11 protein-coding genes and 3 tRNA genes are annotated in these 12,977 nt (G+C 67.0%); 11 read left to right on the plus strand and 3 right to left on the minus strand.

All coding sequences use genetic code 11. The annotated features are described in order from the left end of the window. Positions 1–8 precede the first annotated feature (8 nt). From dusB to BJQ90_RS16250, 5 genes are all read left to right on the plus strand, one after another. On the plus strand, positions 9–1,154 hold the full coding sequence (dusB, locus tag BJQ90_RS16230; protein ID WP_226761280.1) for a tRNA dihydrouridine synthase DusB: 1,146 nt from the start codon (positions 9–11) through the stop codon (positions 1,152–1,154). Continuing rightward, on the plus strand, positions 1,147–2,436 hold the full coding sequence (locus tag BJQ90_RS16235; protein WP_226761255.1) for a deoxyguanosinetriphosphate triphosphohydrolase: 1,290 nt from the start codon (positions 1,147–1,149) through the stop codon (positions 2,434–2,436). The genes dusB and BJQ90_RS16235 overlap by 8 nt, the downstream gene beginning before the upstream one ends. Before the next feature lie 73 nt (positions 2,437–2,509). Then, the gene (dnaG, locus tag BJQ90_RS16240) at positions 2,510–4,471 is read left to right on the plus strand and encodes a DNA primase (protein WP_226761256.1); all 1,962 of its coding nucleotides are present in this window, start codon (positions 2,510–2,512) and stop codon (positions 4,469–4,471) included. Between the two features lie 63 nt (positions 4,472–4,534). Further along, positions 4,535–4,607, plus strand: a tRNA-Asn gene (locus tag BJQ90_RS16245). A 135-nt stretch (positions 4,608–4,742) separates the two neighbouring features. Continuing rightward, positions 4,743–4,815 (plus strand) — tRNA-Asn (locus BJQ90_RS16250). A gap of 75 nt (positions 4,816–4,890) precedes the next feature. On the opposite strand, the gene BJQ90_RS16255 is transcribed toward BJQ90_RS16250, so the two are convergent. Both BJQ90_RS16255 and BJQ90_RS16260 read right to left on the minus strand, forming a co-directional pair. Next, positions 4,891–5,298 carry a hypothetical protein gene (locus tag BJQ90_RS16255; protein WP_226761257.1) on the minus strand — a complete coding sequence of 136 codons (408 nt, stop codon included), beginning with the start codon at positions 5,296–5,298 and terminating at the stop codon, positions 4,891–4,893. 165 nt (positions 5,299–5,463) lie between these two features. Beyond that, complete coding sequence (locus BJQ90_RS16260) at positions 5,464–6,687, minus strand: multidrug effflux MFS transporter (RefSeq protein WP_226761258.1); 1,224 nt, start codon at positions 6,685–6,687, stop codon at positions 5,464–5,466. Between the two features lie 184 nt (positions 6,688–6,871). On the opposite strand from BJQ90_RS16260, the gene BJQ90_RS16265 reads away from it, so the two are divergent. The 6 genes from BJQ90_RS16265 to BJQ90_RS16290 all read left to right on the plus strand — a co-directional run bounded on the left by BJQ90_RS16265 (position 6,872) and on the right by BJQ90_RS16290 (position 12,270). Then, positions 6,872–7,774, plus strand: coding sequence for a phage holin family protein (locus BJQ90_RS16265; protein WP_226761259.1), 903 nt, complete (start codon positions 6,872–6,874; stop codon positions 7,772–7,774). Positions 7,775–7,829: 55 nt separating this feature from the next. Then, a complete protein-coding gene (locus tag BJQ90_RS16270; protein WP_226761260.1) occupies positions 7,830–8,465 on the plus strand; it encodes a CDP-alcohol phosphatidyltransferase family protein in 636 nt (211 codons plus the stop codon). After that, positions 8,465–9,370, plus strand: coding sequence for a DMT family transporter (locus BJQ90_RS16275; protein ID WP_226761261.1), 906 nt, complete (start codon positions 8,465–8,467; stop codon positions 9,368–9,370). The genes BJQ90_RS16270 and BJQ90_RS16275 overlap by 1 nt, the downstream gene beginning before the upstream one ends. A gap of 94 nt (positions 9,371–9,464) precedes the next feature. Continuing rightward, positions 9,465–10,661: a glycosyltransferase gene (locus BJQ90_RS16280; RefSeq protein WP_226761262.1), complete on the plus strand. Its 1,197-nt coding sequence runs from the start codon at positions 9,465–9,467 to the stop codon at positions 10,659–10,661. An 82-nt stretch (positions 10,662–10,743) separates the two neighbouring features. Beyond that, positions 10,744–10,817, plus strand: a tRNA-Ile gene (locus tag BJQ90_RS16285). Positions 10,818–11,079: 262 nt separating this feature from the next. Then, entirely contained in the window at positions 11,080–12,270 is a 1,191-nt protein-coding gene (locus tag BJQ90_RS16290; RefSeq protein WP_226761263.1) for an acyl-CoA dehydrogenase family protein, read from the plus strand. A gap of 95 nt (positions 12,271–12,365) precedes the next feature. Here BJQ90_RS16290 and BJQ90_RS16295 read toward each other — a convergent pair whose 3' ends face one another. Continuing rightward, positions 12,366–12,962, minus strand: coding sequence for a M23 family metallopeptidase (locus tag BJQ90_RS16295; RefSeq protein ID WP_226761264.1), 597 nt, complete (start codon positions 12,960–12,962; stop codon positions 12,366–12,368). Positions 12,963–12,977: the final 15 nt, after the last annotated feature.

Here is a 12,977-nt window from a genome sequence, read left to right on the forward strand (position 1 = left end):
CCCCCAAGCTGGAACTCCCGCCCCTGAAGCTCGGGCCCCTCACGGTGGACACCCCCGTGATCCTGGCTCCGATGGCGGGCATTACCAACTCCGCGTTCCGCAGGCTCTGCCGTGAATACGGCGGTGGCCTGTACGTCGCGGAGATGGTCACGTCCCGCGCCCTCGTGGAGCGGACGCCGGAATCGCTGCGCATCATCTCGCACGACGACGACGAAAAGGTCCGGTCCGTCCAGCTCTACGGCGTGGACCCCGTCACCGTGGGCCAGGCCGTCCGGATGCTCGTCGAGGAAGACCGTGCGGACCACATCGACCTCAACTTCGGCTGCCCCGTGCCCAAGGTGACGCGACGCGGCGGCGGATCCGCCCTGCCCTGGAAGATCGACCTGTTCACCTCGATCGTCCGGACCGCGGTCAAGGAAGCCTCCAAGGGCAACGTCCCGCTGACCATCAAGATGCGCAAGGGCATTGACGAGGACCACCTCACCTACCTCGACGCCGGCCGGATCGCCCGTGATTCCGGGGTCGCCGCCGTCGCGCTCCACGGCCGCACCGCGGCACAGTTCTACTCCGGCCAGGCCGACTGGTCCGCGATCGCCCGGCTGCGCGAAGCCCTGCCGGACATCCCGGTCCTCGGCAACGGCGACATCTGGTCCGCCGAAGACGCCATCCGCATGGTCCGCGAGACCGGAGTGGACGGTGTGGTGGTCGGCCGCGGCTGCCAGGGACGCCCGTGGCTGTTCGGCGACCTCATGGCGGCCTTCGAAGGCAGCGAGGAGCGGCACAAGCCGGACCTGCGGATGGTCGCCGAGAGCGTCTACCGCCATGCCGAACTGATGGTCGAAACCTTTGGCGACGAGGGCAAGGCCCTGCGTGAAATCCGCAAGCACATGGCCTGGTACTTCAAGGGCTATGTGGTCGGCAGTGAACTGCGGACCAAACTGGCGATGGTGACGAGCCTCGAGGTGCTCCGCGGGACCCTGGACCAGCTGGACCTGAATTCCCCGTACCCCGGGGTCGACGCCGAGGGCCCCCGCGGCCGGGCGGGCTCGCCGAAGAAGCCCGCCCTGCCCAAGGACTGGCTGCTGGACCGCCACATGGACGCCGAGCAGTCGCGTGAGATCAGCCACGCGGAACTGGACGTGTCCGGTGGCTGAAACCAGGACCACCGCCCCGGTGCTGGACGGCTATGTGGCCCGCGACACCGCCCGCTGGGTGGAGGAGCCGCCCAAGTCCACGTACCGCTCCGACTTCGAACGCGACCGCGCCCGGGTGCTGCACTCCTCGGCCCTGCGCCGCCTCGGGGCCAAAACCCAGGTCGTGGCACCGGACACCGACGACTTCGTCCGGACCCGTCTCACCCACAGCCTCGAGGTTGCCCAGGTGGGCCGCGAGCTGGGCCGTGCCCTGGGCTGCGACCCCGACGTCGTTGACACCGCCTGCCTCAGCCACGACCTCGGCCACCCGCCGTTCGGGCACAACGGCGAATCGGCCCTCAACGAGGTTGCCCACGCGATCGGCGGCTTCGAAGGCAACGCCCAGACCCTGCGCCTGCTGACCCGGCTCGAGCCCAAGGTCCTGGCCGCCGACGGGCGCCCTGCCGGGCTCAACCTCACCCGCGCCAGCCTCGACGCCGCCGCGAAGTACCCGTGGTCGGCCCAGAATGCCCCCATCATCCACGGCGAGCGGACCAGCAAGTTTGGCGCCTACGAGGATGACCTGCCCATCTTCGACTGGATCCGCGAGGACGCCCCGGAGCGCCGGTCCTGCCTCGAAGCGCAGGTCATGGACCTCGCCGACGACATCTCCTACTCCGTGCACGACGTCGAGGACGCGATTGTCGCCGGTCACTTCCAGCTGCGCTGGATGGACAACCCGGACCATCGCGCCCGTGTGGTCGGCTATGCCAAACAGTGGTACCTGCCGCACAACGACCCCGCCGCGATCGATGCAGCCCTCGCCCGGCTCGAGGCCACCAGCGTCTGGGTCCGCGAGGCCGACGGCAGCCGCAAATCGATGGCAGCGCTCAAGGACATGACCAGCCAGCTGATCGGCCGGTTCTGCCAGAGTGCGCTGGCGTCCACCCGCGAGGTTTACGGTCCGGAGAACCTGACCCGCTACAACGCGGAGCTGATCGTCCCGGACGAGACCGTGATGGAAATCGCCGTGATGAAGGGCCTGGCCACCACCTTCGTGATGACCACCGAGCACCGGCAGCCCATCTACGAACGCCAGCGCGAGGTCCTGCACGCCCTCGTCACGGCCCTGAGTGCCACCGGGGACCGCCACCTGGAGCCGATGTTCGCCGCCGACTGGCGCGATGCGGCGGACGACGCCGGGCGGCTGCGTGTTGTGATCGACCAGGTCGCGTCGCTGACCGACGGCTCCGCGCTGGCCGCATACGAGCGGCACGTCGGCAGCCTGCCGTCGCTGTGGTGACGTCTCGGGTGACGCTGCCCGCACTGTCCTGCTTTGCGCTGTTCCTGTCGGGGACCGGTACTAGGATGGCACTGTGGCCGGCCTGATCAAACGCGAAGATATCGATGAAGTACGCCAGCGCACGGACATCAAGGAAGTTGTCGACGGCTACGTGACGCTCAAGGTCGCTGGCCTTGGCTCTTACAAAGGCCTGTGCCCCTTCCATGACGAGCGGTCGCCCTCATTCACCGTCCGTCCCCAGGTGGGCCGGTACCACTGCTTCGGCTGCGGCGAGGACGGCGACGTCATCTCCTTCGTGCAGAAGCTGGACCACACCTCGTTCCACGAGGCCGTGGAAAAACTGGCCGCCCGGATCGGCTTCGAGCTCCGGTACGAGGACGGCGGCTCCGGCCCGAACCGCGAGGAGGTTGGCCGGCGGCAGCGCCTGCTCGACGCCCACAAGGTCGCGGACGAATACTTCCGCGCCCAGCTGCTGACCCCGGGAGCCACCGAAGGGCGTAACTTCCTGCACGAGCGCGGTTTCGACCGCACGGCGGCCGACCAGTTCGGCGTCGGCTACGCCCCGCAGGGCTGGGACTCGCTGCTCAAGCACCTTCGGGGGAGGGGCTTCACCGATCCCGAACTCAAGCTCACGGGGATGTTCTCCGAAGGCGGCCGGGGAATCTACGACCGGTTCCGCGGCCGGCTGATCTGGCCGATCCGCGACATCGCGGGGGACACCATCGGTTTCGGTGCCCGCAAGCTCTACGAGGACGACCAGGGCCCCAAGTACCTGAACACCCCCGAGACCACGCTGTATAAGAAGTCACAGGTCCTTTACGGCATTGACCTCGCCAAACGCAACATTGCCAAGGACCGCCAGATCGTCGTCGTGGAGGGCTACACCGACGTGATGGCCTGCCACCTTGCCGGGATCACGACGGCGGTGGCCACCTGCGGGACGGCGTTCGGCACCGAGCACATCAAAATTGCCCGCCGCCTGCTCTCCGACGACGGCAGCGGCGGCGAAGTCATCTTCACCTTCGACGGTGACGCCGCCGGCCAGAAGGCGGCACTGCGTGCCTTCGAGGAGGACCAGCGCTTCGTCGCGCAGACCTATGTTGCCGTGGAGCCCAACGGGGCCGACCCCTGCGAGCTGCGGCAGTCCAAGGGCGACGCGGCCGTGCGGGACCTGATCAGCACCCGGCGGCCGCTGTTTGAATTCGCCATCCGTGCCGCGCTGAAACGGCACAACCTGGACACGGTGGAGGGCCGGGTCGCCGCCCTGCGGGAATCAGCACCGGTGGTCGCCCAGATCCGCGACGCGGGCATCCGTCCCGCCTACGCGCGGGAACTGTCCGGCTGGCTGGGCATGCCGGTCGAGGAGGTCAGCCGCGCCGTGGGCGCGGCCGCCAAGCGTGCGGCCCAGCCGCAGGGTGGCAGCTCGGGCGCCAGCCACTACCAGGCGCAGGGCAGCAGCGCGGGCCGCGGCCAGGCCTCAGGGTACGTTTCGGTGAACGGCGGGGGATCCGCCCCGGGGGTTGCGCCTTTGCCGCCGTCGGCCGGGCTGCCGGCGTTCAACCGGCCGGACCCGCGCGACCCCGTGGCCGCGATGGAACGGCAGGCGCTCGAGGTTGCCCTGCAGCAGCCGGCGATGCTGGAAGGTGAGACCTGGCAGCGTTTCTCCGAGGCGAGGCTGTCGACGCCGGCGTACCTGGCCATCCACCAGGCCATCCGGGCCACTGGGCTGGCGTCCGCGGGCGACCCGGTGCGCTGGGTGGAACAGCTGCTGCAGGAGGTTCCGGAGCCGCTGCGCCCGCTCGTGTCCGAGCTGGCCGTGGTACCGCTGCCGGCCAGCACCGCCGACGGCGTCCTGCGCTACTGCCGGGACATTCTCGCGCGGCTGTTCGAGCTGCAAATCACCCGGGTCAAGGCTGAAAAGATGGGGCAGCTGCAGCGCTTAGACGCTTCCGCGGACCCCGAAGAGTTCCAACGGCTGAACCGCGAGCTGATGCAGCTGGAAATGCAGAGACGGTCCCTGCGCTCCGAGGCCTGACGGCTCCGCGGGGCTCAATTTCACTTCCCGGCCGGGTGTTTGCTAGGCTTATATCCGCTTCATTCCTCCTTAGCTCAATTGGCAGAGCATTCGACTGTTAATCGAAGGGTTGCTGGTTCAAGTCCAGCAGGAGGAGCGCGCAGTCCCCGTTCCGGGTCACCGGGACGGGGACTTTTTTATACCCGGAGGGGGTATGCGCGTGTTTCCCGGGGGAAAGGACAGGCCGATTTCCTAAGCGGGAAAACCTTTGCTAATGTCATACCTGCTTCATTCCTCCTTAGCTCAATTGGCAGAGCATTCGACTGTTAATCGAAGGGTTGCTGGTTCAAGTCCAGCAGGAGGAGCGGACAGGTCCCGCAACCGGTGAAAATCGGCTGCGGGACCTTTTTTGTGCCCTCTTACGGCGTCTCTTTCCATGCTCAGACGAAGTACATCTCCACCTCGAGGAACCGCTCGGCCTCCGCCACCGCCCCCTGAAAGGCTTCACTCTCGGTGGGGGACTTCCGGGGTTCGCGCGGGTGCCACTCGTGTGGGGCGGAGTGGACCTGGGTGAAGCCGCCGCCGGGCGGGGCGTAGAAGATGCCGAAGCGCTGCACGGGCCACTCGGGCGAAGTTTCCGGGGCGACCAGGAGCGCCGAGTCGAAGGCCGGGTTGTACCACTGCGCGATCGGGCGCCGGCGGTCCTCAGTAAACAGCCCGGCCGCGAACAGCGCCGCCGACTGCTGGCTGGTCTGGCTGCACAGGCGATCCCACCACAGTGGCAGGATTCCGGTGTCGTACCGCTGCCACGTGGCCGGTCTGGGTGGGTGATCCTGCCAGTGGGGCACATCTCTAACTTTATCGCCCGGTGTCGGACGGGAACAGGGCCGGAGGCCAGCTACGCGAGCATCCCCGTGGGGACATGCCCCGCGCACGGGTTGGCGGATGGACATAGTGCCCATATGCCCACTCCTGGCCGTGAAGGCTGGGCATGTCCTCCGGGGGGAGCGGGGCTACTGGATTGCCGGGACCGTGCGGGGCCTGACGACCAGCCAGAGGGCGGCGGCAGCCAGGAAAATGCACGCGGCCTGGACGGCGCCCATCGGGGTGGCGGAAGTGACGCCCAACCAGCCCACGACCGGGGAGATGAGGCCGGCCATCAGGAACGTGGCGGCACCCAGCAGGGAGGCGGCGGTGCCGGCCTGCGCGCCGTGCTTGGCCAGGGCCAGCACCTGGACGCACGGGAACGTGAAGCCGGCGCCGAGGATGTAGAACCACAACGGCACCATCACGCCCCACAGCCCGAAGCCCAGCTGGTCGAAAATCACGATCAGCACGGCCATGAGGAACATCCACGCCGTGGAGCAGGCCAGGATCCACTGCGGCGGGACCCTCCGGATGAGCCGTGAGCTGGTCTGCACCCCGGCGACAATTCCCAGGGAATTCACGCCGAAGAGGAGGCCATACTGCTGCGGGCTGAAGCCGTAGACATCCTGGAACAGGAACGGCGACGCGGAAAGGTAGGTGAACAGGCCGCCGAAGTTCATCCCGCCCACCAGCAGCAGGCCAACGAAGATCCGGTCCGCGAACAGGACACCGTAGCGCTGGCGGGCGGTCATGCCGGTTTTTCCACGAAGTTCGCGGGGGAGGGTCTCGCGCACCACAAACACCGCGGCAATGAGGACACACATCCCGTAGCCGGCCAGGAAGAAGAAGATCCCCGGCCACGGCATGAACAGCAGCAGTTGCGAACCGATGACCGGGGCGAGGATCGGCGCCAGGCCGTTCACCAGGGCCATCCGGGAAAACATCCGCACCATGGCGAAGCCGCTGAACAGGTCCCGCACCATCGCCATGGCCACCACACCGCCTCCCGCCGCGCCGATTCCCATCAGCACCCGGAAGAAGCCCAGCGTCGAGATGTCGGTCGACAGGGCCGCGCCCAGGGAGGCCATGATGTGCACCGCCGTCGCCAGGATCAGCGGCAGCCGCCGGCCGAACTTGTCACTGAGCGGGCCCACCACCAACTGGCCCAAGGCAAAGCCGATCGTGGTGCCGGTCAGGGTCAGCTGAACGGCCGCCTCCGAGACGCCCAGGCTTGCTTCCAGCGCCGGGAAGGCCGGAAGGTACAGGTCCACGGTGAAGGGTCCCAGAGCGGTCAGCGCGCCCAACATCAGAATGTAAAGGAGCCTGCGGCGACGGGTCAGGGAATCGCCGGGATTGGTGGGTGTAGTCACAGTGGTCAATCCTAGGGCTCACGACAAGCCTGCCGGGTGTGCGGCAGGGGGCGCGCCACAGCCCGCTGCCGCGCCCCGGCACGGAGCCTGAATGGTAGTTTTGACACCGGGGTGTGCGTGAAGCTGCGCAGACCGGCAATCCCGCGCAGGCGGAATCACAGACGTAACCAGTTAGGCGGGACCGATGAGCGGACGTCACAGCGGCGGCACAGGCGGAGGGCTGCGCATTTCCGCGCTGCCCAGAACCCTGAAACTGATCTCTAAACTGGCCCCGCGGCAGCTCAGCGACGAGATTGCCCTCGCCAAGGTCGAGATCAAGCGCAAGGGCATCCAAGTCGGCGTTGCCGCGGCCTTTCTCGCCGTCGCACTTGTCTTCGTTTCCTTCCTGGTCATCGGCCTCATCGTTGCAGCCATCATGGGCCTCGCCACGATCATGCCCGCCTGGCTCGCGGCCCTGCTGGTCTGCGGAGTGTTCCTGCTGATCGCTGCGATCGTCGGGCTGGTGGGCGTCGGCAAGTTCAAGAAGGCCATGCCGCTGGTTCCGGCAGACACCATCCGCGGCCTCAAGTACGACCTCGGCATCGCCAAGGAGGGCTCGGCTTTCGATCCTGCCGTGCTGGACCCTGACTCCGAGCAGTACAAGGCCGCCAAAGCCGCCAAAGCAGAGGCCGCCGCCAAGGCCAAAGCCGAAAACGAAGCCAAGAAGGCCGCCGAGCCGGACTTCGGTCCGCCGCCCAGCGAAGCGGAACTTCGACGCCGGCTGGACCAGCGCCGCACCCACCTCACCGGGGTCCGCGATGAGCTCAACGAGGAACTCGACGTCAAGACCCAGGCGCAGGCCCTGCTGGCAACGGCCCAGGTCAAGTTGCAGGACGGCAAGGAACAGTTCAGCGGCAAGGTCGCCGGTTTCCGGTCCGCGGCCGCAGAGCGCACCTCGAAACGGCCCGCGAAGTCGTCGGGCGCCGCTGCGGACAGCGCCGGCGCAGGCGTGGCGAGCCAGCTGGGGCAGCGGTGGAAACCGCTCGTCGCACTGTCCGCCTCGGCCGCAGCCCTCGTGTTCCTGCTGCGCAAACTGCTCCAGGGCTAGGCAGCCCGCTGAACTGCAACGCCCGAACGTTGCTGGCCACGGAAAGGGGGACTGGATGAAGTTCATTGGCGCTGGTTCCCGGCCTGGTCGGGCCCCGATCCACCACGACAGGGTCTTCACCATTCCCAACGTGGTGACAGTGGTTCGGTTCCTCGGCGTCCCGCTCTTCATCTGGCTCGTCCTCGGGCAGCAGGAATACGGTTACGCTGCCCTCGTGCTGGCCATTATGGGCAGCACCGACTGGGTGGACGGCTACTTCGCCCGCCGGTTCGACCAGATGTCCAACCTTGGGCGGGTCATGGATCCCATCGCGGACCGGCTCGCGCTGATCGCGGTTGCCGTGACGCTGGTGATTGCCGGCGTCGTGCAGTGGTGGTACCTCGCGGCGCTGCTCGTCCCGGATGCCATCCTGCTCGCCCTGTCGCTTTACTACTTCCACGGCCACCCCGACCTGCCGGTAAGCAATATCGGCAAGATCCGGACCGCACTCCTCCTGGTCGGCACCCCGCTGCTCGTGCTCTCGAAGCTCCCGGTGCCCGGCGCCGAGGTCTACTTAGTGGCCGCCTGGATCTTCCTCGCTCTCGGGCTGGTAGGACACTGGATCGCCGGCTACAACTATTTCTGGGCCATCATCCGCAAAGGCAAGATGCTCAAGGCCGCCAAACCCGACGCCCAAGGCGGCACGCGCTGATGGTGTGGTTCGCCGTCATGCTTGCTGTACTGGGCGCGTTCTGCCTCGCCTTCGGCGCCCAGCGCCAGGGCAGCGCGGTCAAAGCCGACACCGGGGGACTCGCGCTCAGCAGCCACGGGATGCTCCGCCTGATCCGCAGCCCCCGCTGGGTCTTCGGCCTCCTGCTGCTGTGTATGGGCATGGCGATGAACGCCGTCGCCCTGGTCATGGCGCCACTCACTGTGGTCCAGCCGATCGGGGCGATCGCCCTCGTCATCACCACGATCGTCAACACCAAGGACCAGGGGCTGACGATGAACCGGGCCACGGTGGTGGCGATTTCCGCCTGCGTCACGGGTTCGGCGCTGTTTGTGGTGCTGGCGGTCACCGTGACCCAGGAGACCCACAAGGTCAGCTCCTCCGATGAGCTGACCATCGTGCTGCTGCTGGCCCTGGCGGTCGGGCTGTTCGGAACACTCGCCCTGGTGTTCAAGCACCGGATGAGCGCCTTCGTCTATATCCTCGGCGCGGGCATCCTGTTCGGCTTTGTCGCCGTCCTGACCCGGATCATTGGCAAGCACCTGCTGGACCCGAACGGCCTGGGAGTGCTGAATGTGCCGTGGTATTCGGTGGTCGCAATCATCGCCGCCGGCGGCCTTGGCTCGTGGTTCGTCCAGAACGCCTACTCCGGGGGCCCGCCGGACCTTGTGATCGCCGGGCTGACGGTGATCGATCCGATGGTCGGCATCGCGATCGGCATCACCATCCTCGGTGAGCTGCGCCCCGATGTCCACGCCGTGACGGCGATTGCGATGGGGGCAGCCGGATCGCTTGCTATCGTGGGAGTGATCGCTTTGTCCAGGCACCATCCCGAAGTCACCAAGCGCAAGAAAGACGCTCGGAAGGCCGCAGGCCGGGTGTCCTAGGGCAATCCAGACCTCAGCAGTAGGCCCGGCACGCCTGCACCGACGACCATCACCGTCCCAGCTGCCCGCACCGTGACCACCAGGAGCTCTCCACGTGACCATGCCCGACAACCAGCATCCGCTGACCATTCTGATTGCTGCGGACACTTACCCGCCCCACGTCAACGGCGCTGCCATGTTCAGCTACCGCCTGGCCAAGGGCATGAAGGCGCGCGGACACGATGTTCACGTCCTGGCCTGCCGCCCGGATAAGGGCAAGAGCTACACCGAATTCAGCGACGAGGGCACTGTCCACCGGATCCGCTCGCACTCAGTTCCCACCCACGAATACTTCCGGATCACCTTCCCCTGGGAGATCAAGAAGGAAATCAGCCTCCTGTTCGACCGCGTCAAGCCCGACGTCGTGCACATCCAGAGCCACTACATGATCGGGGAGCACGTCCTCTACGAGGCCGTCAAGCGCGGCATCCGGATCGTGGCAACCAACCACTTCATGCCTGAGAACCTGAACCCCTTCCTGCCCTTCCCGCAGTGGTTCAAGAACATCGTGGGTCGCATTTCCTGGAAGGACATGGGCAAGGTCATGGGCCAGGCCGACGTCGTCACCACCCCCACGCCGCTGGCGGCGACGGCAATGCACCAGCATGCCTTCCTCCGCAAGGTCCTGCCGCTTTCCAACGGCATCGACTCCGCGGCCTACGAACTTAAGCCCGGCGAAGAGCTGGAGCGCCACTCCAGCCCCACCGTGCTGTTCGTCGGCCGGCTCGCCGAGGAAAAGCACATCGACGTCCTGATCGACGCTGTCGCCAAGACGCCCAAGGAACTGGACATCCATTTGGAGGTCGTTGGCGGCGGCGAAGTGCGCCCTGCCCTCGAGGCGCAGGTGGCCCGGCTCGGTTTGCAGGACCGGGTCAAGTTCCTGGGACTGGCCAGCGACGCCGATCTCCGCAATGCCTACATCGCGGCGGACCTGTTCTGCATGCCCGGCACGGCCGAACTGCAGTCCCTCGTGACGCTCGAAGCGATGTCGGCCTCCACACCGGTGCTGCTCGCGGACGCCATGGCCCTGCCGCACCTGGTTCGCGACGGGGAGAACGGCTACCTGTTCACGCCCAATGACAGCGACGATCTTGCAGCCAAGATGGTCCGCGTGCTGTCGCTCCCCGCGGACGAGCTCGAGGCCATGGGCAAGGCGAGCCGGGGGATCGTGGAGAACCACAGCATCGAACGCACCCTGCAGGCCTTCGAGGATCTCTACCGCGGCGCGAGCTACGACGACCTCGTCGTCTGAATCGGGCCACTACTATTGTTAGAGTGATTTTCGCCCGGAAACCATCCCGCCCATTGAGGGCCGGAACGGCTTCCGGGCCCACGGGGCTATAGCTCAGCTGGTTAGAGCGCGGGACTCATAATCCTAAGGTCCTCGGTTCAAGTCCGAGTAGCCCTACATTTCCGCGGGACCGTGTCCGCGACCCGCAGCTGAAGGAGCCGCGGCCGACGTCTCGACGCCGGCTGCGGCTCCCCTGCGTTAATGGGCCCAGCGCCTGTTCACCCGGCCGGACCCGTGCCCGGTTCCGGAGCGGCCCTCAAGCGTTAGCTTCATCACTTGCGGTGGCCGCACGAACTGCGATAAGTTACTGGTGAGTAACATTCTGCCGGTCGACGCCCGCGTCATCCCGGCCGCTGCTGATCACACGTGAAGGAACATCATGTCCAAAGCTGACATCGACATCAACAACCTCCCGTACGCCGATGGCGACTTCTTTGCCTTCGAGCAGCTGCTCAGCGCCAAGGAGCAGGACCGGCTTGCGGAGGTCCGCGAGTTCCTGGCCCGTGAGGTCAAGCCGATCGCCGTCGACTGCTGGAACCGCGCCGAGTTCCCGATGGACCTGATCCCGAAGCTCGCCGAGATCGACCTGGTCAGCCCGGTCAGGAGGCAGGGCTACTCCAACCTCTTCGCAGGAATCATGCATGCCGAGGCAACCCGCGCCGACACCTCCATCGCCACCTTCCTGGGCGTCCATGACGGACTCTTCACGGGCTCCATCGAAGCGCTCGCCTCCGAGGAACAGCAGGAAGCGTGGCTGCCGGACATCTACTCGCTCAAGAAGATCGGCGCCTTCGGCCTCACCGAACCCCTGGGCGGGTCCGACGTCGCCGGGGGCACCCGCACGACGGCGCGCCGTGAGGGGGACAGCTGGATCCTCAACGGCGCCAAGCGCTGGATCGGCAACGCCACCTTCTCCGACTGGGTTGTCATCTTCGCCCGCGACCTCGCAGACAACCAGGTCAAGGGCTTCCTCGTCGACACCAAGACTGAGGGCTACAGCGCCACCAAGATCGAGAACAAGATCTCGCTGCGCACGGTGCAGAACGCCGACATCACCCTCGGGAACGTCGTGGTGCCGGACTTCTTCAAGCTCGCAAACGCCAACAGCTTCCGCGACACGAACAAGGTCCTCAAGGTCACCCGACTGTCCGTCGCCTGGCAGGCCGTCGGCCAGCAGCTTGCCGCCTTCGACGTTGCCCGCCGCTACGCCGTCGAACGCCACCAGTTCGGACGTCCGATCGCCTCCTTCCAGCTGGTGCAGCACCAGCTCGTGCAGATCCTTGGCAATGCCGTCAGCTCGATGGGCATGATGGTCCGGCTCTCGCAGCTGGAGGATTTGGGCCAGGCCAAGGACGAGCAGTCCGCCCTGGCCAAGGCCTTCACCACGGCCCGCATGCGCGAGAGCGTCGCCCTGGGCCGCAGCATCCTCGGCGGCAACGGGATCGTGACGGACTACGAGATGGCCAAGATCTTCTCGGATGCCGAAGCCATTTACTCTTACGAAGGCACCCACGAGATCAACACCCTCGTCACCGGCCGGGCGATCACGGGAATCTCCGCGATCGTCTAGGAAACGGCCCCACGGCGCACGGCGGCCCCAAGACGACCGGCGCCCGGCCGGCATCACTGCCCGCGGCCCTTCATTCTGGTTTGCCCTCCGCACCCCTACCCGGGTGCGGGATTCCTGGGCGGAAGCAGGACGGAGGGCCGCAGGTCCGTCACGAAGGCCAGTGGATTGAGGTAGGCCTCTCCGCGGCGAACACCCCAGTGGACGCAGGGGACCGGTCCGCAGTGGCCGGGCTGGATCCACCCCAGGACATCCCCGGCCGCGACAGCCGCCCCCGCGGCGAGGTCGCTGCGCACCGCCTCGAAGCTGCTCCGCAGTCCGTTGCCGTGTTCAACAGTGATGACCGGACGGTCCACCACCACGCCGACAAAGCTCACGGTGCCGGCCGCCGGCGAGGCGACCGGGGCGCCGTCGTACGCCGCCCGGAGGTCGACGCCGCGGTGGCCGCTTTGCCACGGCTTGGCCGGCGGATCAAAGGCGCGCACCACGGCCGGCCTGGGATCCAGCGGCCAGATCCACGAACCGGCCGCCGCGCCCGGTCCAGCGGCTGTATCAGTCGCCATGCCGAACGCTGCCCCAGTCTCAGGACCGGTGGCCGCGCCGGTTGCCAGGCCGAGGCCGGCGGGCGCCGCCGCGGGCGCGAACGCCAGGAGCAATGCGGCAACAAGGGCGGAGATGGACGCCGGAGTCTTCATGGACCCAGCCTGCCG

The sequence above is a fragment of the Arthrobacter sp. SO3 genome (assembly GCF_020532825.1).
Taxonomy (GTDB): domain Bacteria; phylum Actinomycetota; class Actinomycetes; order Actinomycetales; family Micrococcaceae; genus Arthrobacter.